Below are 22,900 nucleotides of genomic sequence, written 5' to 3'. Positions count from 1 at the left end.
GGAAATCGTCAGGCAGCTAAGGGAAATGATTAATAAAGACGGCTTAAAGCCAGGGGATAAAATTCCATCCGAACGTGAACTTTCAGAGCGCCTGAATGCCGGGCGCTCCTCCGTTCGCGAGGCATTGCGTGCCCTAGAGCTTCTCGGCTTGATTGAGACGAGAAGGGGAGAAGGGACATTCATCAGGGACTTCCGCGGCAACCAGCTTGTCCAATTATTAAGCACCTTTATCCTGCAGGATGAAAAAGCAAAAGATGATGTTGTCGAAACAAAAAATATGATTGAGGTCGATTGTCTATACCTGGCAGCTGAAAAGATACAGGAAGACGAAATCAGAAGATTAAAGGTCTGGATAGATGACCATAATTTTGAGGACGAGGAATTTTTCAGGAAAATTGCCGAACTTGCCGACAATCATCTTTTTTATCGAATCTGGTATATACTGAATGACTATTATAATGCACTTCAGCTGAAAGTATCACATGCTGAAAAAGAAGATTATCACAAACTGGCAGACTCACTTGAGACAAAAAGAGGAGATCTGATCCTGGAAAGGTATCGCAAGCTGCGGAAAATGTCGACAGAATGACGACAGGAAGTAACATCCTTTGATGAAAGGATGTTATATACTTGTGGACATGCCTATGATGCCTGGAGGGCAGCCTCTCTTTCTTTTTTGAAATAGCGGTCTGGCCACTTAGTGCTTTGTTCCTAAATTTAGGATATTACAAAACAACTAGTATTATTCGGAGGGGGTTTTAACTTGCTTAAGGAGCTTTTTACGAAAACGAAAAAGAAAAAGTACGCGACAATTCCTTCTGAAGCAGCGAAGCAGGATGTTCCTGAAGGAATCATGACGAAATGCCCGAACTGCAAGAAAATCATGTATACAAAAGAACTGAATAAAAATTGTAAGGTGTGTTTCCAATGCGGTTACCATCATCAGATGAATTCAGCAGAACGGATTGATAGCTTCCTTGATGCAGGAAGCTTCCGCGAGCTGGACCGCGAGATGGTCTCAGGCAATCCATTGGGCTTCCCTGAATATGAGGAAAAGCTCGAAAAGGACAGGGAAAAAACAGGATTAAATGAAGCGGTAGTAACCGGGGTAGGCAGTGTGAATGGCTGTGATGTCGCGATTGCGATTATGGATGCGACTTTCAGGATGGGAAGCATGGGTTCCGTCGTAGGCGAAAAGATTACGAGGGCTATTGAAAAAGCTGATGAATTATCCATTCCATTCATCATTTTTACCGCATCGGGCGGAGCAAGGATGCAAGAAGGTGTCCTCAGCTTGATGCAAATGGCCAAAACAAGCGTAGCATTGAAAAGGTTCAGTGATAATGGCGGGTTAATCATCTCGATCATGACTCACCCAACAACAGGAGGAGTTTCCGCGAGCTTTGCCTCATTGGGGGATTACAATCTTGCAGAACCAGGAGCTTTGATCGGATTCGCAGGACGAAGAATCATTGAACAAACAATCCGCGAAGAACTTCCAGAAGACTTCCAGACGTCGGAATTCTTGCTTAAGCATGGTCAGCTAGATGCCGTGATTCCGAGGACAGAACTGAAGGAGAAAATTGCGGGAATACTTGAAATCCATCAGCCAGGAGGGACATTCGAATGGCAGGAGAACTAGAATTTGAGAAACCGGTGTTGGAACTAAGAAAAAAAATCAGCGAGCTAAAGGAATTTACCAAGACAGCGGATGTCGATCTCACTTCTGAAATAGATAAACTTGAAGCGAGGCTCCAAAAGCTCGAATCGGAAATTTACGAAAACATGAAACCATGGGACAGGGTGCAGATTGCCCGTCACCCGAGCCGTCCTACTACACTTGAATATATTTCTTTGTTATTTACCGATTTCTTCGAATGTCATGGTGACAGGACATTTGGAGATGATGAAGCTATCGTTGGCGGTATTGCGAAGTTCCATGGCTATCCGGTGACAGTCATTGGCCATCAGCGCGGTAAGGATACAAAGGAAAATATCCGCAGGAATTTTGGCATGCCACATCCAGAAGGATACAGAAAAGCTCTCCGTTTGATGAAGCAAGCTGAAAAATTCAGGCGCCCAATCATCTGCTTCATCGATACGAAGGGAGCTTATCCCGGAAAAGCCGCAGAAGAGCGCGGGCAAAGTGAAGCGATTGCCCGAAATCTATTCGAGATGGCTGGACTTACGGTTCCGGTAATCTGTGTTGTCATCGGCGAAGGCGGAAGCGGCGGAGCACTGGCTCTTGGAGTCGGTAATTATATTCACATGCTGGAAAACTCGACCTACTCCGTTATTTCACCTGAAGGCGCAGCGGCCATTCTCTGGAAGGATTCTTCATTGGCGAAAAAAGCCGCCGAAACGATGAAGATTACAGCTCCGGATCTGAAGGGGCTTGGGATCATTGATGAAATCATTCCCGAAGTAAAAGGCGGAGCACATAAAGATCTGAAGCAGCAGGCGAAGTATATGGATAAAGTTTTAAAAGATTCGATGTCCGAATTGCTTGTGCTGGATGAGGAAACACTGCTGAGCCAGCGCTATGAAAAATACAAACGAATTGGAGAGTTTTCGTTTCCAACTGAATTTATAGGGGTAAAATAAAACGTGCCAATCTGCACGTTTTATTTTTTATTTTATAAAATTAAAGCTTGACAACTCGGATAAGTACCTAAAATCAGTCAACAATGCGGAGGCAGCTGGGCTAAAAACCCTATTGAAGCGCTTGCAATTACGTGATAATTCCGTCTTATTGTCAATATTGAGGATTCAGTTGAGATACGGTATTCTACGTGGTATTTTAGAAATATTCCCGGGTATTCTGTTCATAATAAGATAAGCTAATAACAGGATACTACAGTGATTAGTTTTTGGTACAGTACATACTGAATGAGGTGAAAAGATGAAAAGAATTGGTGTTTTAACGAGCGGCGGGGATTCGCCTGGCATGAATGCTGCCGTACGTGCGGTTGTTAGAAAAGCCATCTACCATGATGTAGAGGTTTATGGTGTATATGGCGGTTACGCTGGCTTGATGAGTGGAAATATTAAAAAGCTGGAACTTGGATCTGTTGGTGATATCATCCATCGTGGCGGAACTTTCCTTTATTCCGCAAGAAGTGAAGAATTCAAGACAAAAGAAGGCCAGCAAAAAGGAATCGAGCAGTTAAACAAGCTTGGTATTGACGGACTAGTCGTTATTGGCGGAGACGGTTCTTACAGAGGGGCGAAGGCGTTGACGGAGCAGGGATTCCCTTGTGTAGGTGTGCCTGGAACCATCGACAATGATATCCCAGGAACTGAATTCACAATCGGATTTGATACAGCGCTTAACACTGTCATCGATGCAATCGATAAAATCCGCGATACTGCTTCTTCGCATGAAAGAACGTTTGTTGTCGAAGTGATGGGACGCAATGCTGGAGATTTAGCATTATGGGCTGGTCTGGCAGGCGGTGCGGAAACAATCCTGATTCCTGAGGATCCGCATGATATGAAGGATATATCTAACCGCCTTAAAAAAGGGCATGAACGCGGAAAAAAACACAGTATCATTGTTGTAGCTGAAGGTGTCATGAACGGATATGATTTCGCGAAGCAACTGCAGGAAGAGACTGACTTTGACACACGCGTAACAGTCCTTGGCCATGTTCAGCGCGGCGGAACGCCTACAGCATTCGACCGTGTACTGGCAAGCAGGCTGGGAGCACGGGCAGTAGAGCTTTTATTGGAAGGTAAAGGCGGACGTGCTGTCGGAATGGAAAATAATCAGCTAGTTGATTACGATATCATTGAAGCTTTGGCAAAAGAACATACTGTTGACTTGAACTTATATAAATTATCGAAAGAGCTTTCTATTTAATCTCTTTACAGTAAACCAGGAGGTTGCAAGCTATGCGCAAAACTAAAATTGTTTGTACAATTGGTCCCGCTAGTGAAAGTGTAGACAAATTGGTTCAATTGATTGAAGCAGGTATGAATGTTTCCCGTCTTAATTTTTCACACGGAAATCACGAGGAACACGCAGCACGTATCAAGAATATCAGAGAAGCTGCAAGTAAAACAGGGAAAAATGTTGGTATTCTTCTTGATACAAAAGGCCCGGAAATCCGTACGAACGATATGGAAAACGGAGCGATCGAGCTGACGACTGGCCAGGAGTGCATCGTTTCAATGACAGAAGTTCTAGGTACTGCAGAAAAGTTTTCTGTAACTTATGACCAGTTGATTGATGATGTACATCCAGGGGCGAAGGTTCTCCTTGATGACGGATTGATCGGGCTGGAAGTCATCAGCATCGACAAGTCCAGCAATGAAATTAAAACCAGAGTTCTCAACAGCGGAACACTTAAGAATAAAAAAGGCGTCAATGTCCCTGGTGTATCTGTTAACTTGCCAGGAATCACGGAAAAAGACGCAAAGGATATTCTTTTCGGTATCGAGCAAGGCGTAGATTTTATCGCAGCATCTTTTGTTCGCCGCGCGACAGACGTGTTGGAAATCCGCCAGCTTCTTGAGGAAAACAACGGAACTCATATCCAAATCATCCCGAAAATTGAAAACCAGGAAGGCGTCGACAACATCAATGAAATTCTTGAAGTTTCTGATGGCCTGATGGTTGCCCGTGGAGACCTTGGTGTTGAAATCCCGGCTGAAGAAGTACCACTTGTGCAAAAAGAACTGATCAAGAAGTGCAACACACTTGGAAAGCCTGTTATCACAGCAACACAGATGCTTGATTCTATGCAGCGCAACCCTCGTCCTACACGCGCGGAAGCAAGTGACGTAGCAAACGCGATCTTTGACGGTACAGATGCCATCATGCTTTCCGGCGAAACAGCTGCAGGACAATATCCAGTTGAAGCTGTACAGACAATGCATAACATCGCATCACGTGCAGAACAAGCGCTTGATCATAAAGAGCTATTATCAGCTCGCAGCAAAGACACAGAGCACAATATCACGGATGCTATCGGACAATCGGTTGCACATACAGCGTTGAATCTTGAAGTCAATGCAATCATCACGCCGACTGAAAGCGGCCATACAGCACGTATGATCTCCAAATACCGCCCGAAGGCTCCAATCATTGCAGCGACTTCGAATGACCATGTTCTTCGCCGCCTGGCTCTTGTATGGGGAGTTTATCCACAACTCGGCCAGAAAGCAGAAACAACAGACGAAATGCTCGCAATCGCAGTAGAAGAAAGTGTGAACAGCGGCCTTGTTTCCCACGGTGACCTCGTCGTCATCACTGCAGGAGTCCCGGTTGGAGAAGCAGGCACAACGAACCTGATGAAGATTCATGTGGTAGGCGATATCCTTGCAAAAGCTCAAGGTATCGGACGTAAATCTGCATACGGAAGAGTAGTTGTCGCGAAGGATGCACAAGAAGCGATCAGCAAGGTAAAGCAAGGCAGCATCCTGGTAACAATCGGTTCAGACCGTGAAATGGTGCCGGCACTTGAGAAGTGCAGCGCCTTGATCACGCAAGAAGGCGGCTTGACAAGCCACGCAGCAGTAGTCGGATTAAATCTTGGAATCCCAGTCATCGTTGGCGTAGAAAACGCCATGCAACTATTTAAAGATGGCCAGGAAATTACCGTTGACTCTGCAAGAGGTGTCATCTACAAAGGACATGCCAGCGTTTTATAATCTAAGATAAGTTCCAAATTTAGCGTGAAATCAACTTTGATTTCACGCTTTATTTATGAGGATTAATGAAGGCACCTTATGGGCAGACAAAACCGAATCTGATCATGCCTGAAATGTCCCTTCGAAGTTACCACAACGGGTTGTGTTCGGCTCAAGGCTGTAGATGACACATTAAGTTCAGACAGGTTTCACAGAAAACGATGAAAAGCTGTCAAAAGTAGAATCAAGTTCAAACAATGCAGCGTGTAAACATGCTCGATGTCCGAATTCGAGCAATCCAGGTTCAGTCATGCTTTATATCTTCACTCGTTCTTCTCATTACAAATCTCCAGCAATCATATTATTGTATTCTCGCCATCCCGGCACGTATAATAGAAGGACACGCTATTCCAAAACATTGAGGTGGAGAATGAAATATATTTTTTTATTTTTAGTTATTGTTCCGGCTGCTGAGATAGGGATCCTGCTTCTTTCAGGTCAAACAATCGGCATATGGCCGACGATTCTGCTCATCGTCCTTACAGGTTTCCTCGGGGCTTTTTTGGCGAAGCAGCAGGGTTTGGAAACGATAAGAAGAACTCAGGACCAGTTAAGCAGAGGCATGATGCCCGGAGATGTCATCCTGGATGGGGTGAGCATTCTCGTCGGCGGTACCCTTCTTCTTACTCCGGGCTTCATTACTGACACTCTCGGATTTTTACTACTGGCACCACCGACCAGGAAGTTTTTCAAGGCATTAATGCTGAAATTATTCCGTAACTGGATAGATAAAGGTACGATCAAAGTCATTCGTTAACTTAGAAAAGCGCAAGCGCCTTGGTCAGCCCAGACAAGCACTGGAGGGCCGCTCAGTGAAGTCGTTTCTTTGACTTCATTGGGCGGACCGAAGTGACTCGAGGGGTAGGCGCTGAAGCTAGACAAATAGAAAAACGCCAACCCCTATCGGTTGGCGTTTTTTAGTATAAGCGTTTGATTTCAGGTCGCATCATTCAGACTGACGATAGCCTTATTTAACAATAATTTCGTCTTTGCCCTTGATGAATGTCCAAATATCCTGGAATACATTCGCGCGCTGAAGGGTATTGAAAATCACCAGGATGACTGGACCGACGATGAGTCCAAGGAAGCCGATGGTCTTGAAGCCGACGAACAGAGCGATCAAGGTCGCCAGCGGATCTAGGCCTATGCTTGATGAAAGAATTTTCGGCTCCATTATCTGTCTCTGGACCAATACAACAACATACAAAATACCTAACCCGATTGCTGTACTCATCTCGCCGGCAATCGCCTCATAGATAATCCACGGGACGAAAACCGCACCTGTACCGAGATAGGGAATGATATCGACTATACCGGTAACCAGAGCAATCGTGATGGCATAATCGATACGAAGGATCAGCAAACCAATCAGAATGATGACGGTAGTGATTGAAACCAATGTTGCCTGAGCCCTGACAAATCCGAATAAGGCTTTTTTTAAATCGTCAAAAACAGTCTTGCTGCTTGTCCTTGCGCGATTAGGCAAAAGCTTAGTGCCCATTGATGATAATCTATACCAGTCCTTACTTATAAAGAAAGTACCCAGCAGCGAGAAAATGAGGACAGTTGCTGCGTTCGGGAACCATGACAGAATGTTAGGGATTTTTTCAAAAAAGTCCTTGATAAAATTCCCAGCCGTTGTTCCGATGGTGGCGCCCACATTCTGGATATTATCCATTATGGTATCCTGCTGGCCTGACTCAAGGCTTTGGAACATACCGGTTAGCTGGTTGTAAATGGGTATGAGTTGAGCGGCAAATAAATGTTCAATATAATCAATCAGGGTAATCAGATGTTCAGGGACTACTTTCGCAAGGTATTCTGCACCCGAAGCAATTTCCACCACAAGCAATGTGACCAATCCTGCGAACAACAGCATTATCAGCAAAAGGGAAATGAATACTGCCAGGGCTCTTGGCATTTTTGCCTGTGTCTGGAAGAAATTGACGAGCGGATTCATCATAAAGGCAATCAGGAAGCCGATGATGAATGGATAAGTTACCTTGGAAATGAAAAAAAGTGCAAACGCGCCGGCCACAACGGCACCGATGACAAAAATGAAACGCAATGTTCTATAAAGGTATACGGGATTCAAACAGGTTCCTCCTTTTGGAATGGCCAACTGGTTGCCGGTACTTTTTGCATATCTTAAAATTTTGAAGCCAGTCCTGAAAATTACCTAAAATATACGGCTTTCCTTTTTAAAAGATTCGATTTATTTTTTAAAAATCCTTTAAAGTCTAAAATATCCCGTTTATGACCTGATTCAGGATTGGATCTTGTTTTCTAATGAAATCCTGGCATCCTTATCGCCAATGAAAAAGGAATTATGAATAATTAAATTTACTTTATTAAGGTAGCTTTTCGTAAAGATCCTGCATCCTCATTGTTAAAAGCAGCTTGGCTCTTTTAGAGGAGACTTCCGAACTTAAATGCGTAAAAGAGTCATAACATGGATTGCGAAAGCTGCAAAGTTTACGGAAACCGCCCATATAAAAAAAATCGAATTTAAACAAACACCTGAGGCGTATAATCAGCAGGTGCATTAATCTAAACCCTACTTGTTTGGTGTAATATTTTTAATTATGTTACAATAGTTTTAACCGTGGAAGGATGACAAAATTATGCTAGAGCCTATGCTTTTTTTACTAACTTTATTGGCGATCGCTTTTCTGGCGAAAAACCAATCACTAATCTTTGCGGTGCTGGTCCTGATTGTGATGAAGATTGCCGGATTTGAAGCCAAGACATTTTCGCTGCTGCAGGGAAAGGGTATTAACTGGGGTGTAACGGTAATCACTATTGCTGTCCTGGCACCAATCGCCAGTGGTGATATCGGCTTCAAAGATTTAGGCGGTGCTTTCAAGTCACCTTATGCATGGATCGCTCTGATTTCAGGAATGGCAGTTGCTCTGCTTGCAAAAGGCGGGGTCACCTTGCTGGCTGAAGATCCCCATATAACAACTGCACTTGTACTGGGAACAATTTTGGCCGTTTCATTATTCAAAGGAGTAGCAGTAGGCCCTTTGATTGGTGCAGGTATCGCATTTGCAGCTATGAAAATCTTTGAATTCTTTAAATAGCCTTTTTGTAAAATAATATTTTATATTGATTTAAGTTGTTTTCATTCACAAATGTCAGATAATTGTTTATAATAGGACTTGTAACTGCTTCCATCCCTCTACATAGGCCTGGGGATGGAGTGAGAATCCACGGTTTTTTTATTTAACAAAATGTAAGCATTTTCTTTTTGCCGGTTGCCTGAGCAAGCGCTCGATACCCATAGCATCATATAATGGCATTTCGGCTGAAATCGGTCTGTCGCCGGCGAATGGTCCGGCTTTTCGTATAAAGTGTCAGAAATTTCTATTTTCTGATATCGCTGTTTTTAACAGCAATCCAACATACAGACAAAATGGGATATGGGGAAATTAACTACAAAGGAGAGATTGAGTATGACAGTAACACGTGGTCTTGAAGGGGTAGTGGCAACAACATCTTCTATCAGCTCTATTATCGATGACACGCTGACTTATGTAGGCTATGACATTGACGATCTAGCAGAAAATGCTAGTTTCGAAGAAGTGATTTACTTATTATGGCACCGCAAGCTTCCTACAGCGGCAGAATTGGACGAATTGAAGAAGCAGCTTGCAGAGAATGCAGCTTTGCCAAAAGAAGTACTGGAACATTTCAAGATGTACCCGATTGACAAAGTCCATCCGATGGCTGCAGTTCGCTCAGCTGTATCTCTTTTAGGATTGTACGATGATGAAGCTGATGTGATGGAAAAAGAATCTAATTATCGCAAGGCGATCCGCCTGCAGGCTAAGATGCCGGCTATCGTTACTGCTTTCGCAAGAGTAAGAAAGGGTCTTGAGCCTATCGCGCCAAGAGAAGACCTTAATTTCGCGGCTAACTTCCTATACATGCTGACTGGGGAAGAGCCTGATGAAATAGCAGTAGAAGCAATGAACAAGGCATTAGTCCTTCATGCTGACCATGAACTTAATGCTTCAACATTCACAGCCCGTGTATGTGTTGCGACTCTGTCTGATGTGTATTCTGGAGTCACAGCAGCGATCGGTGCATTGAAAGGACCTCTTCACGGAGGAGCAAATGAGGCAGTTATGAAGATGCTGACAGAAATCGGCACTCTTGATAATGTAGAGCCGGCAATCCGTGGAAAGCTTGCGAACAAGGAAAAAATCATGGGCTTTGGACACCGCGTATATCGTCTGGGCGATCCGCGTGCGAAGCATTTGAGAGAAATGTCCAAGAGGCTGACTGGACTGACTGGTGAACCTCACTGGTACGAAATGTCCACAAAGATTGAAGAAATCGTGACAGGCGAGAAGAACCTTCCGCCGAATGTTGACTTCTACTCGGCATCTGTATACCACAGCCTTGGCATCGATCATGACCTGTTTACGCCAATCTTTGCTGTAAGCCGTGTATCTGGATGGCTTGCGCATATCCTTGAGCAGTATGACAATAACCGACTGATCCGCCCTCGTGCTGATTATACAGGCCCTGGCAAACAGGAATATGTTGCTATTGAAATGAGATAATTTAAAGAGATAGAGGAGCAATATTTTACTTTTTAGTGAAAAATTGCTGTAATAGGAGAGTAAGGAAATTCAAGCACCCTTTTCAGCTCCTTAATAGGTGAAAAGGGTGCCTGATATTTCCGTGTGCAAGGTTAGTGGCAACTTAGCCTGCTAACCTTTGATTCTGTTAATGAATGAGGATTTTGGAGGGAGAGAATAACATGCAAGGTGAAAAAATCACAGTTAAAGATGGAGTATTAAACGTACCAAACAATCCAATCGTTCCTTTTATCGAAGGTGACGGTACAGGTCCTGACATCTGGGCAGCTTCTGTCCGCGTTCTTGATGCTGCTGTTGAAAAAGCATACAAGGGTGAGCGCAAAATTGTCTGGAAAGAAGTTTTTGCTGGAGAAAAGGCATTCAACCAGACTGGTGAGTGGCTGCCAAGCGAAACTTTAGAGTTAATCAATGAGTACTTAATCGCGATTAAAGGACCTTTAACAACACCTATCGGCGGCGGAATCCGTTCCCTTAACGTTGCATTGCGCCAGGAATTGGATCTATTCGTATGCCTGCGTCCTGTCCGCTGGTTCGAAGGTGTTCCTTCTCCGGTAAAACGCCCGCAAGACACTGACATGGTTATTTTCCGTGAAAACACTGAAGATATCTATGCTGGTATCGAGTATGCAAGCGGATCTGATGAAGCTAAGAAACTTCTTGAATTCCTGCAAAATGAAATGGGTGTAAACAAAATCCGTTTCCCTGAAACTTCAGGTCTTGGTATCAAGCCTGTTTCCAAAGAAGGAACAGAGCGCCTTGTACGTTCAGCGATCAATTACGCCATCACTGAAGGCCGTAAATCAGTAACGCTTGTACATAAAGGCAATATCATGAAATTCACAGAAGGCGCGTTCAAAAACTGGGGTTATGAACTTGCTGAAAAGGAATTCGGGGATAAGGTATTCACTTGGGCTCAGTATGACAAGATTAAAGATGAACAGGGTACAGATGCAGCGAATAAAGCTCAATCTGACGCAGAGGCTGCTGGCAAGATCATCGTTAAAGATGCGATTGCAGATATCTTCCTTCAGCAGATCCTTACACGTCCGAAAGAGTTCGATGTTGTTGCAACAATGAACCTTAACGGAGACTACATTTCTGATGCACTTGCAGCACAGGTAGGCGGTATCGGTATCGCTCCTGGAGCGAACATCAACTATGAAACTGGCCACGCTATTTTCGAAGCTACTCATGGTACTGCTCCTAAATATGCTGGTTTAGATAAAGTTAACCCATCTTCAGTTATCCTTTCAGGCGTACTTCTGCTTGAGCACCTTGGCTGGACTGAAGCAGCGAACCTGATCGTCAAGTCTATGGAGAAGTCAATTGCTTCAAAGGTTGTAACATATGACTTTGCTCGTTTGATGGATGGCGCTACAGAAGTCAAGACTTCTGAGTTCGGTGATGAACTGATCAAGAACATGGGCTAAAAATGTGCGGAAGGCTATCCTTTATAAGGATAGCCTTTACATAAATAACATATATTTTTAAAAATATATTCGTTCTGAGGAGGAAGCCTTATGTCATTGAAACGCAAAAAGATTTCAGTCATTGGTGGAGGATTCACAGGAGCAACAACAGCATTCTTGCTAGCACAGAAGGAACTAGGGGATGTAGTATTAGTCGATATCCCGCAAATGGAAAACCCTACAAAGGGTAAAGCGCTTGATATGCTTGAAGCGAGCCCAGTCCAGGGTTTTGACGCTAACATTACCGGTACTTCCAGCTATGAAGATACGAAAGGCTCAGACATCGTTGTTGTAACAGCTGGTATTGCACGCAAACCTGGCATGAGCCGTGATGACCTAGTCCAGACGAACCAAAAAATCATGAAAAGTGTAGCCCAGGAAATCGCCAAGCACTCTCCTGAAAGTTTCATCGTTGTATTGACTAATCCGGTCGATGCGATGACATACACTATTTTCAAAGAGTCGGGCTTTCCTAAAAATCGCGTAATCGGCCAATCGGGAGTATTGGATACTGCCCGTTTTCGTACTTTTGTTGCCCAGGAATTAAACCTGTCAGTTAAGGACGTAACAGGTTTCGTTCTTGGAGGCCATGGCGATGACATGGTTCCACTTGTGCGTTATTCATATGCAGGAGGCATTCCTCTTGAAACACTTATTCCAAAAGATCGCCTGGATGCTATCGTTGAACGCACCCGCAAAGGCGGCGGCGAAATCGTCAACCTTCTTGGGAATGGCAGCGCTTACTATGCGCCAGCGGCTTCTTTGGTTGAAATGTGCGAAGCAATCTTGAAAGATCAGCGACGTGTATTGCCTTCTATTGCCTATCTAGAAGGAGAGTATGGATACGAAGGCATCTACCTTGGTGTTCCAACAATCCTTGGAGCAGGAGGTATCGAGAAAGTAATCGAGCTTGAATTGACTGCAGAAGAAAAAGCAGCGCTTGATAAGTCTGCAGAAGCTGTCCGCAACGTCATGGCAGTACTTGCTTAATCGATAAAAGATTACTAGTAAATAGGCTGTGTTAAAGTTTAATTGTTATTATTTTGTCCTGTTGATTGAAGCGCCTGGAACGGAAATCAACAGCCTACCTAACACAGCAAAAAAAATCGGGGAATATTCCCCGATTTTTTTACACAGTTTATAAAGTATATGAACTTGGGATCAGAACTTCTATTGCAAAGGGGTAAATGCTATGCTGCTTGGAAGAAAACGTAAGCTTGGCAGGAAAATAGAAGAAATCACTGTCGGAGAAAAATTGACTTTAACAGAAAAAATCGAGGACAAAGATCTCCTGTTGTATCTGGGATTGACGAATGATGCGAATCCTTTATATATCCAGCATGATTATGCGTCACAGACACCATATGAAAAGCCTATAGTTCCAGCAATCATGCTGAATGGAATCATCACTTCGGCTGTTTCAAAGTATCTGCCAGGACCAGGAAGCCATATTCTGAAACAGGATATTGAGTATGTTAAGCCAGTTTACCATTATGGAACAGTCCAATTCTTTTTTGAAGTAACTGAAGTGATCAAAAGCAAGCATAATGTTGAGATTACGATTATCGGAAAAAATGAAGAGGATGAGACAGTTGTAAAGGGGAAACTGCTCGTCTGTCCTCCATACCCCGTCCAGCGTATGGATGGTAAAGCACTAGAAAACTTTTAAACTTTTGGGATGCACAATATTTGTGCATCTCTTTTAGTTTTAAATTTGATTTTACCTGTTGGATTGATATTATAATGTAAATAGAGCTATTGGATGAAGGCTGTTTTCGTAAGATTGTTGTTAAAATCCTAAAGCCGATTTTAACGTGATTAAAAGACAATTTGTAGGTCGGTATTAAGTTTGCAAGCTCTTTTCTCATGAAAAACTTTAAATTTGTAGTGAAACATTGGTCATTCAATTAAATTTTGTAGTCACTAGCAGCAAAGTTTGAGAAAAGAGCCTGGATGAAACAGGGGTAATAACTTTTTTGGAGGCTCATATGAACAAGAAGGTCTTGGTTGTGGATGATGAACAATCGATTGTGACACTGCTGAAATACAATCTCGAGCAGGCTGGCTATTCAGTGGTAACTGGAATGGACGGTGAGGAAGGGATCCGCCTGGCAGCAGATGAGAAGCCGGATTTAATGATTTTGGATCTGATGCTCCCGAAGCTGGATGGTATGGAAGTATGCAAACAGCTCAGACAGATGAGAATCAATGTGCCGATTTTAATGCTTACGGCAAAGGATGATGAGTTTGATAAGGTGCTTGGCCTGGAGTTAGGCGCTGATGATTACATGACCAAACCATTCAGTCCGCGTGAGGTTGTAGCGAGGGTAAAGGCGATTCTCCGGAGGACACAGACACAGCATGAACCAGTGGAAGAAAAGCAGGAGGACGAGGGACAGATCAGAATTGGCGAGCTTAAAATCATGCCAGAATTCTATGAAGCTTATTTTATGGGACAATTACTTGAGCTGACACCGAAAGAATTCGAATTGCTTCTCTATCTGTCGAAGAATAAAGGCCGGGTTCTTACACGTGACCAGCTGCTCAGTGCTGTCTGGAATTATGACTTTGCAGGGGATACAAGAATTGTCGATGTACATATAAGCCATTTGCGTGAAAAAATTGAACAAAACACAAAGAAGCCATCCTATATCAAAACCATCCGAGGCCTTGGTTATAAGCTGGAGGAACCAAAGGGAGAATGACTAAGTACCGGACTCGTCTCCTGTTTGCCCTCATTACCTTGATCATCATCGTGTTGATAGGCCTGGGGCTGCTTTTAGGGCAATTATTCAAAAATTATTATATAAATTCATTTAATGAACGACTGAAGATTGAAATTAATCTACTGACCTCCAATATCGAGCAAAATGGAGGGCTCGCCTCACTGGATAACGAAGAAATTTCAAGGATGAGCGATCTGCTTAACGCAAGGATTACGATTGTTGATCTTGAGGGTGATATCCAACATGATACGGGAGAACTATCAAGCACTAAAATCAACCGGCACAGGGATATAATTGGCGACATCGTGGAAGACACACCGTCGGAACAGAGTGACCTTGAGGTGGGTGGGGGCTTTGATCTGCATTATTATTGGAACCCGCTTATCCATGATGGTAAAAAAGAGGGGTATGTATTTTTAACAACAAAGATTGATGAACTGCAGAAAGCTTACCGGCAAATCTGGTGGATTCTGACCATCAGTCTTGGCATGGCGTTGATTGTGATCATCCTTCTTGGTACAAGAATCACTAACCGATATACGAAACCAATCGAGTCTGCGACAAATGTGGCGATCGAGCTGGCAAAAGGGAATTATCGGGCCAGGACTTATGAAGATCACATTGACGAAACGGGCATGCTGAGTTCATCGATTAATATCCTGGCAAGAAATCTTCAGGAACTAATGAAGCTAAAGGAATCCCAGCAGGACAGACTGACGACACTTATTGAGAACATGGGCAGCGGTTTAATTCTGATAGACAGCAGAGGCTTTATCAACTTGGTCAATAAGCCATACAAGGAAATCTTTAATGTAGAACCTGCTGAATACCTGTACAAGCTTTATTATGAAGTTATTGAGCATGAAGAAATCTCCCATATGGTTGAAGAGATTTTCATGACCGAGCAAAAAGTACGGAAACAAGTTGTTTTGCCTATGGAAATCGAAAGGCGGCACTTCGAAGTATACGGAGTTCCAATCATCGGTACAAACAATGTCTGGAAGGGAATCCTTCTGGTTTTCCATGACATTACCGAACTGAAAAAATTGGAACAGATAAGGAAGGATTTCGTGGCGAATGTCTCGCATGAGCTTAAGACGCCGATCACCTCGATCAAAGGATTCTCGGAAACGCTGCTGGATGGAGCGATGAATGACAAAGATACGCTGGAAGCTTTCCTTGAAATCATTTTAAAAGAAAGTGACCGTCTCCAGTTACTAATCCAGGAATTGCTAGACCTGTCTAAGATCGAGCAGCAAGGCTTCCGACTGACAATAGGAAAGGTTGATCTTGTAAAGGAAGCTAATGAGGTCATCGAAATTTTAAAAGGAAAAGCTTCTCAAAAGGATATCCTTCTGAAACTTGGTCAATCGGGCGATAATGCGGTTATTGAAGGAGATGCAGACAGGCTGAAGCAAGTGCTGATCAACCTTGTCAGCAATGCCATCACCTACACCCCAAATGGCGGCAGGGTTGGAATTTCTTTATCTGTCCAGGAAGATTCCGTATCTGTTGTGGTCAAGGATTCCGGTATAGGGATTGAAAAAAGTGAAATAACGAGGATATTCGAACGATTTTACCGAGTGGACAGGGCAAGAAGTCGAAACTCCGGAGGGACGGGCCTTGGCCTGGCGATTGTGAAACACATAGTTGAAGCTCATAAAGGACATATCGAAGTCGACAGCCAGATAGGCAAAGGAACAACTTTTACGATCAAGCTTTTTAAGAAGCTGCCTCAATAAAGATAAGTTAGTTTTCTCGAGTGTTAATTCAATGAGCATACCATCCCAGCCCAATTCGAAACTGAATTGGGCTATTTCCTTTTTTAAAAAAGCTCTTTTCTCAAACTTTGTTGCTGTTTTCCGCAAAAAAGTATGGAATGACGATGTTTCTTTGCAAAGTTAACTATAATAATGAGAAAAGAGCATGCAAACTTTATACCGACCTACTAAAAGATTTATATTACGTTAAAATCGGCTTTAGGATTTTAACAACAATTTACGAAAACAGCCTTTAATATAGAATTTACATTCCCTTAACAACAGGTTTATTTTTCCTTAACACTTCCTTGCTACAATCATTAGTGAAAACCCCTTCATCCAAGGAGCGAGAAAGAAGCACAAGCCAACCCCGCTTGTGCTTTTTTCATTTCCTTTTTCCCCCAGTTTTTGAACCCTTCACAAAACCAAAAAACACCATTGTTTCAAAACTGTTACTCAGTTATCATTCTTTTGAAACTTTTACGGTTTTTAAACGTAAAAACAAACATAGACAGAAACATAGGAAGAGGGGAATGAGATGGTGAGCTTAAAGCAAATTTACGTGACGAGCGGGATTGTCGTCCTGGCCATTATTTTAGGTGTTTCAGCGTTCACGACATGGTATACGGTCGATGAGTCAGAACAGGCTGTCATATTGACTTTTGGAAAAGTGGAGGAAGGTATTAGCGAACCGGGCTTGCACTTTAAGCTGCCTTGGCCAATACAGAGTGTCGAGAAATTATCGAAAGAAACATTCAGCCTGCAGTTTGGTTATGAGGAAAAGAATGGGGAAATCAAAGAATTTCCTGATGAAACAAAAATGATTACTGGTGACGAAAATATCGTCCTTGCTGACCTGGTTGTTCAATGGAAAATAACTGACCCTGAAAAATATTTGTATAATGCAGATAATCCAAGAGAAATCTTATATGACGCTACATCAGCGTCTGTTAGGAGCATTATCGGAAGTTCTCTAATCGATGACGCATTGACTTCAGGTAAAGCTGAAATCGAAGCAGAGGTCCGTGACTTATTGTCCTCATTGATTGAAAAGTATGATATGGGTGTATCCGTCCTAGGTGTAAAGCTTCAGGATGTTGAATTGCCAAATGAAGAAGTGCGAAAGGCTTTTACCGATGTTACGGATGCGCGTGAAACAATGAACACGAAAAACAATGAAGCAAATAAGTACCGTAATCAGAAGATGAACGAAGCGCAAGGGGAAAAGGATGCGCTGATCTCAAGAGCGGAAGGGGAAAAAGCAGCGAGGATTGAACGGGCTAGAGGTGACGTGGCGGTATTCAACAAGCTGCTTGTTGAATACAAAACCAATCCGGACATCACAAGACAGCGTTTAATTTTGGAAACCCTTGAGCAAGTCCTGCCGGGTGCGGAAATCTATATCATGAATGATGATGGCAATACACTGAAGTATTTCCCGATTCGCCCGCTTGAAGCAGATAAATCGAAGTCAGAGAAGGAAGGCAGTGAAAAGAATAATGGCTGATCAAAACGTGATTGATATAAATGAACGCAGTGGTGGTTCCTGGCGGAAATATACCAAATTCGGAATTTTCCTGGTCATCCTTATTGCACTGCTTGTCTTCATTTTCACTAATGTTTTCATCGTGAAACAAGGCGAGTATAAAGTGGTAAGGCAATTTGGAGAGGTTGTCAGGATTATCGATGAACCTGGTTTAAATTACAAAGTCCCGTTTATCCAGAGTGTCACAACTCTGCCTAAATACCAGATGACATATGATGTTTCCCAGGCGGAGATCAACACGAAGGATAAAAAGAGAATGTTGATCGACAATTATGCCATCTGGCGAATTGAAGATCCTAAAAAGATGATTTCCAATGCGAGAACGCTGGAGGGTGCGGAATCGAGAATGGAGGAATTCATCTATTCGGTTGTCCGTTCTGAGCTTGGTAAGCTGGACTATGACGAAATCATCAATGATGAAAAGTCATCCCGCGGATCATTGAATGACAGGGTGACTGAAAAAGTCAATGAGCTGCTCGCTGGCGGCAATTATGGGGTCGTTGTGACAGATGTCCGAATGAAGAGGACCGACCTGCCAAAAGAAAATGAAATGTCTGTTTTTACAAGGATGATCTCTGAGCGTGAGTCTAAGGCGCAGGAATATCTTTCGATGGGGGATGCCCAGAAAAACAGAGTCATCGCCCAGACGGACAGGGAAGTGAAAGAGCTTCTGGCAAAGGCATCGGCAGACGCTGAAACCATCCGAGGTGAAGGGGAAGGGGAAGCTGCTAAAGTTTACAACCAAACTTTCTCCAAGGATCCAGAATTCTATACGATGTTCCGAACACTGGAATCCTATAAAAAGACAATCAATGGCGAGACCGTTATTGTCCTTCCATCTGATTCACCGTATGCAAGAATGCTGATGGGTTACACAAATTAATAGAGCCAACCAAAAGGCCGTTATTTTTCTTTCTATCATCTCTCATGATAAAATAGAAAGGAATCTAACGGTCTTTTTTCTATATAAAATCATGCAATCGAAAATTTGCAAGAACCGGATTTTTCTTTTAGGCTCTGTTAAAGGTCAATGATGTTTTTACTCCTGTTGATTGTAGTGGAAGGCGCGAAGACTCCTCCGAAAATGCTAACGCATTTTCATCGTGCGTGGGTAAGTTCGAGGAAGCTAAATCAATGGCCTGCGGGATCAGCAAGTCATGGGGAGACTCCGCAGGAGCGTAAAGCGCCGAGGAGGTTCCCCGACTGCAAGGAAGAATTTGATGTTTGAAAAAGCCGGCAGTTGGGCTTTTTCATAATTCTTCCCCGCGGAAAGCGAAGCGACTGGAACGAAAATCAACAGCCTTGTTTAACAGAGCCTTCTTAACAAAGAGGAGGAATATCATGTCTAAAAAGCTTGTGTTGATAGATGGCAACAGTATTGCGTACCGTGCGTTTTTCGCACTGCCGCTATTGAATAATGAAAAAGGAATACATACGAATGCAGTTTATGGCTTTACGATGATGCTGATGAAAATTCTCGAGGATGAGAAGCCCACGCATATTCTTGTTGCTTTTGATGCCGGGAAAACGACCTTCAGGCATAAAACCTTCAGCGAGTATAAGGGCGGAAGGCAGAAAACGCCGCCGGAGCTTTCTGAGCAGTTTCCATTTATCCGTGAATTGCTGACGGCCTATGGAATTTCGCAATATGAGCTGGAGAATTATGAAGCTGATGATATTATCGGTACCTTGAGTTTGCATGCTGAAAAAGAAGGCTTTGAAACAAAGGTCATTTCAGGTGACAAGGACTTGACCCAGCTGAGCTCTGACAAGACCACAGTCAGTATCACAAGAAAAGGGATCACTGATATTGAAGAATATACACCTGAGCATATCAAGGAAAAATATGGTCTGACTGCCGGCCAGATCATTGACATGAAAGGTCTCATGGGTGATGCATCGGATAATATACCGGGGGTACCTGGTGTAGGGGAAAAGACGGCAATCAAGCTGTTGAAGGAATACGGCACACTTGAAAACCTTTTAAATTCGGTTGAACAAGTCAGCGGGAAAAAGCTTAAGGAAAAGCTGGAGGAGTTCAGAGACCAGGCTGTCATGAGCAAGGAACTCGCAACCATCACTCGTGAAGCCCCTGTAGGACTAGAGTTGAGCGAGCTTGAGTATGAAGGCGCAGAGAATGAGAAGCTCGTGAAAATGTTCAAGGAGCTCGGGTTCAATTCCCTGCTGGACAAGCTGGGCGCAGTTGCGGAAGCAGATGTTGCAGAGCTTGAAGACATCGAGTTCAAGCAGCTGGATAAAATTGAACAAAATATTTTTGCAAAAGAAAATGGCTTTTATGTTGAAGTACTTGAAGATAACTACCATTACGCCGATATCATCGGCTTTGCTGTTGTAAATGAAAACGGCAGCTTCTACCTGCCTGTAAAAGTTGCCCTGGAGTCTGAAGAGTTCAAGAAATGGGCCGAGGATGAGTCCTGCAAAAAAACAGTTTATGATGCGAAACGATCTGAGGTATCACTGCGCCATCATGGCATCCACCTGAAGGGTGCTGACTTCGATGTGTCACTGGCATCCTATATCATCAATCCTTCCGAGTCGCCGGACGACCTTGCGGCAATCGCGAAACAGCATGGATTCACGAGCGTACAGTCAGACGATACTGTCTATGGCAAAGGTGCTAAACGAAAAATTCCGGAGGAGAGCGTCCTTGGAGAGCATCTTGTGCGCAAGGCGGCTGTACTTGTGTCATTAAAAGAAAAGCTTGAGCAGGAGCTGTGGGACAACGACCAGCATGATCTGTTCAGCAGCCTTGAAATGCCATTGTCACTTGTGCTTGCGGATATGGAATACCAGGGAGTCAAGCTTGATATGGACCGCCTGGATAAAATGGGCGAAGAAATCAAAGGGCGTTTAGCCGAAATTGAGACAAAGATTTTCGAAATGGCAGGAGAACAATTCAACATCAACTCTCCTAAACAATTAGGTGTCATTCTGTTTGAAAAACTGGGACTGCCTGCTGCGAAAAAGACGAAGACCGGTTATTCTACTTCGGCGGACGTCCTTGAAAAATTGGCGCCGAAGCATAGAATCATTGAAGAAATTCTTAACTACCGCCAGCTGGGAAAGCTGCAATCTACCTATATTGAAGGACTGCAAAAGGTCGTCAATAAAGAGACGGAAAAAGTCCATACAAGATTCAACCAGGCTTTAACAGCTACAGGCAGATTAAGCTCAACAGACCCTAACCTGCAGAACATCCCAATCAGGCTTGAAGAAGGCCGGAAAATCAGGCAGGCATTCGTCCCTTCAGAAAAAGGATGGGTAATATTCGCGGCTGACTATTCGCAAATCGAACTGCGAGTCCTCGCCCACATTGCGGGAGATGAGAAACTGATCGATGCCTTCCGGAATGATATAGACATCCATACGAAGACGGCGATGGAAGTGTTCAATGTAGGGAAAGATGAAGTCACTTCCAATATGCGCCGGCATGCGAAGGCGGTCAACTTTGGGATTGTGTACGGAATCAGTGATTATGGATTATCCCAGAGCCTGAATATCACAAGGAAGGAAGCGGGCGAATTCATTGACCGCTATCTGGAAAGCTATCCTGGAGTGAAGGAGTATATGGACGAGATTATCAAGGATGCAAAGGCCAAGGGCTATGTCCAGACATTATTGCATCGCCGCAGATATATTCCGGAAATTACCGCCCGCAACTTCAACCTGAGAAGCTTTGCGGAACGGACGGCTATGAACACCCCGATCCAGGGCAGTGCCGCAGATATTATTAAAAAGGCAATGATTGATATGGCAGAGAGGCTCCGCGAAGAGGGCGTAAAGACAAGACTGCTTCTTCAGGTACATGATGAATTGATTTTTGAAGCACCTGAGGATGAGATCGAACTGCTGAAAGAAATAGTGCCAGATGTCATGGAGAATGCCATTGAATTGAAAGTACCGTTAAAGGTGGACTTTTCATACGGCCCGACGTGGTATGACGCAAAATAGGAATTGCATCAGAATACTTACAGAGAAAGGCGGGATAAAAAATGCCTGAACTACCAGAGGTCGAAACCGTCAGACGGACGTTAGAAGTCCTGTCGATCGGCAAAGAAATCAAACAAGTCTCCGTTTTTTGGCCTAAGATGATTAAGCGCCCGAATGAGGTCGAGCAGTTTAAGGATGCATTGGAAGGCCAGACAATAAAAGAGATTGGCCGGAGGGGCAAATTCCTGATCTTTTACACGGAAGTTTTCGCGCTCGTTTCCCACTTAAGGATGGAAGGGAAATATGGAGTGTTCAATGCTGATGAACCTGTGGAAAAGCACACGCATGTCATTTTCCATTTTACCGATGGAACAGAATTGCGCTACAAGGATGTCAGGAAATTTGGCACGATGCACCTTTATGAAAAAGGGAAAGAGTTTGAAACGCAGCCTCTTGCTGATTTAGGTCCAGAGCCATTCTCGGACGATTTTTCCGTGAAATGGCTGTCAGAAAAGCTGAAAAGGACAAATCGAAAAATAAAGCCTGCTTTGCTTGACCAGAAAATCCTTGTTGGCCTCGGGAATATCTATGTGGATGAGGCACTGTTCCGGGCGCAAATCCATCCGGAAAGGATTGCTAATTCTCTGACTCCAGATGAGGAGGCAGTGCTTTATAAGGAAATCGTCAGCACTTTGTCTGAAGCTGTTGAGAAAGGCGGCAGCACCATCCGTTCCTATGTGAACTCACAAGGACAGATTGGCATGTTCCAGCTTCAGCTTTATGCATACGGGCGCAAGGGTGAACCGTGCAAGACTTGCGGAACACCATTGGAGAAAACCGTCGTTGGCGGACGGGGAACGCATTACTGTCCCTCGTGCCAGAAGCTTAAATAATAATATCAGAATTTATATCATGTCACTTCGAGATTTGTCTAGCTCCAGCGCCTAGCCCCTCGAGACGTTTCGGTCCGCCCAATGAAGTCAAAGAACGACTTCACCGGTCTGCCCTCCAACGCTTGTCGGGGCTGAACGAGGCGCTTGCGCTTTTCTATGTCCAGCTCGAGCGCCTAGCCCCTCGAGACGTTTCGGTCCGCCCAATGAAGTCAAAGAACGACTTCACTGGTCGGCCCTCCAACGCTTGTCGG

General features: G+C 43.8%; 18 protein-coding genes. 17 read left to right on the top strand and 1 reads right to left on the bottom strand.

What is annotated here, in order from left to right; genetic code table 11:
- Nucleotides 1–25: 25 nt before the first annotated feature.
- The 6 genes from J7I80_RS17010 to J7I80_RS16985 all read left to right on the top strand — a co-directional run bounded on the left by J7I80_RS17010 (nucleotide 26) and on the right by J7I80_RS16985 (nucleotide 6,451).
- Nucleotides 26–589: a GntR family transcriptional regulator gene (locus tag J7I80_RS17010; RefSeq protein WP_251027834.1), complete on the top strand. Its 564-nt coding sequence runs from the start codon at nucleotides 26–28 to the stop codon at nucleotides 587–589.
- 174 nt (nucleotides 590–763) lie between these two features.
- Nucleotides 764–1,642, top strand: coding sequence for an acetyl-CoA carboxylase, carboxyltransferase subunit beta (gene accD, locus J7I80_RS17005; protein ID WP_214739715.1), 879 nt, complete (start codon nucleotides 764–766; stop codon nucleotides 1,640–1,642).
- On the top strand, nucleotides 1,627–2,604 hold the full coding sequence (gene accA, locus J7I80_RS17000) for an acetyl-CoA carboxylase carboxyl transferase subunit alpha (protein WP_214739713.1): 978 nt from the start codon (nucleotides 1,627–1,629) through the stop codon (nucleotides 2,602–2,604). Before accD ends, accA begins: the two co-directional genes overlap by 16 nt.
- Before the next feature lie 298 nt (nucleotides 2,605–2,902).
- Nucleotides 2,903–3,862, top strand: a complete 960-nt coding sequence (gene pfkA, locus J7I80_RS16995) for a 6-phosphofructokinase (RefSeq protein ID WP_214739711.1) — start codon at nucleotides 2,903–2,905, stop codon at nucleotides 3,860–3,862.
- Between the two features lie 32 nt (nucleotides 3,863–3,894).
- On the top strand, nucleotides 3,895–5,655 hold the full coding sequence (gene pyk, locus J7I80_RS16990) for a pyruvate kinase (RefSeq protein WP_214739710.1): 1,761 nt from the start codon (nucleotides 3,895–3,897) through the stop codon (nucleotides 5,653–5,655).
- Nucleotides 5,656–6,064: 409 nt separating this feature from the next.
- Complete coding sequence (locus tag J7I80_RS16985) at nucleotides 6,065–6,451, top strand: FxsA family protein (RefSeq protein WP_214739707.1); 387 nt, start codon at nucleotides 6,065–6,067, stop codon at nucleotides 6,449–6,451.
- Between the two features lie 210 nt (nucleotides 6,452–6,661).
- Here the strand turns inward: J7I80_RS16985 and ytvI are convergent, their stop codons facing one another.
- Nucleotides 6,662–7,789 (bottom strand): sporulation integral membrane protein YtvI, encoded by a 1,128-nt coding sequence (gene ytvI / locus J7I80_RS16980; RefSeq protein WP_214739705.1) that lies wholly within the window; start codon nucleotides 7,787–7,789, stop codon nucleotides 6,662–6,664.
- Nucleotides 7,790–8,318: 529 nt separating this feature from the next.
- Between ytvI and J7I80_RS16975 the strand changes: the two genes are divergently transcribed.
- The 11 genes from J7I80_RS16975 (at nucleotide 8,319) to mutM (ending at nucleotide 22,649) form a co-directional block, all read left to right on the top strand.
- The gene (locus J7I80_RS16975) at nucleotides 8,319–8,777 is read left to right on the top strand and encodes a DUF441 domain-containing protein (protein ID WP_192471420.1); all 459 of its coding nucleotides are present in this window, start codon (nucleotides 8,319–8,321) and stop codon (nucleotides 8,775–8,777) included.
- Nucleotides 8,778–9,149: 372 nt separating this feature from the next.
- Complete coding sequence (gene citZ, locus J7I80_RS16970; RefSeq protein ID WP_214739703.1) at nucleotides 9,150–10,265, top strand: citrate synthase; 1,116 nt, start codon at nucleotides 9,150–9,152, stop codon at nucleotides 10,263–10,265.
- A gap of 200 nt (nucleotides 10,266–10,465) precedes the next feature.
- On the top strand, nucleotides 10,466–11,734 hold the full coding sequence (icd, locus tag J7I80_RS16965) for an NADP-dependent isocitrate dehydrogenase (protein ID WP_214739701.1): 1,269 nt from the start codon (nucleotides 10,466–10,468) through the stop codon (nucleotides 11,732–11,734).
- Between the two features lie 90 nt (nucleotides 11,735–11,824).
- Nucleotides 11,825–12,763 (top strand): malate dehydrogenase, encoded by a 939-nt coding sequence (gene mdh / locus J7I80_RS16960; protein ID WP_214739699.1) that lies wholly within the window; start codon nucleotides 11,825–11,827, stop codon nucleotides 12,761–12,763.
- Between the two features lie 202 nt (nucleotides 12,764–12,965).
- Nucleotides 12,966–13,442, top strand: coding sequence for a MaoC/PaaZ C-terminal domain-containing protein (locus J7I80_RS16955; protein WP_214739697.1), 477 nt, complete (start codon nucleotides 12,966–12,968; stop codon nucleotides 13,440–13,442).
- Between the two features lie 319 nt (nucleotides 13,443–13,761).
- Nucleotides 13,762–14,478, top strand: a complete 717-nt coding sequence (locus J7I80_RS16950; RefSeq protein WP_214739695.1) for a response regulator transcription factor — start codon at nucleotides 13,762–13,764, stop codon at nucleotides 14,476–14,478.
- Nucleotides 14,475–16,241, top strand: coding sequence for a two-component system histidine kinase PnpS (gene pnpS, locus J7I80_RS16945; protein ID WP_214739693.1), 1,767 nt, complete (start codon nucleotides 14,475–14,477; stop codon nucleotides 16,239–16,241). The genes J7I80_RS16950 and pnpS overlap by 4 nt, the downstream gene beginning before the upstream one ends.
- Nucleotides 16,242–16,797: 556 nt before the next feature.
- The gene (hflK, locus tag J7I80_RS16940; RefSeq protein ID WP_214739691.1) at nucleotides 16,798–17,766 is read left to right on the top strand and encodes an FtsH protease activity modulator HflK; all 969 of its coding nucleotides are present in this window, start codon (nucleotides 16,798–16,800) and stop codon (nucleotides 17,764–17,766) included.
- Entirely contained in the window at nucleotides 17,759–18,688 is a 930-nt protein-coding gene (gene hflC / locus J7I80_RS16935) for a protease modulator HflC (protein ID WP_214739912.1), read from the top strand. The genes hflK and hflC overlap by 8 nt, the downstream gene beginning before the upstream one ends.
- A gap of 458 nt (nucleotides 18,689–19,146) precedes the next feature.
- Nucleotides 19,147–21,777, top strand: coding sequence for a DNA polymerase I (gene polA / locus J7I80_RS16930; RefSeq protein ID WP_214739689.1), 2,631 nt, complete (start codon nucleotides 19,147–19,149; stop codon nucleotides 21,775–21,777).
- A gap of 41 nt (nucleotides 21,778–21,818) precedes the next feature.
- On the top strand, nucleotides 21,819–22,649 hold the full coding sequence (gene mutM, locus J7I80_RS16925; protein ID WP_214739687.1) for a DNA-formamidopyrimidine glycosylase: 831 nt from the start codon (nucleotides 21,819–21,821) through the stop codon (nucleotides 22,647–22,649).
- Nucleotides 22,650–22,900: the final 251 nt, after the last annotated feature.

The organism is Bacillus sp. ISL-41 (genome assembly GCF_018613235.1).
Classification (GTDB): domain Bacteria; phylum Bacillota; class Bacilli; order Bacillales; family Cytobacillaceae; genus Mesobacillus.
Note: the sequence above shows the minus strand (reverse complement) of the source record. Positions and strands in the feature narration are given on the sequence as shown.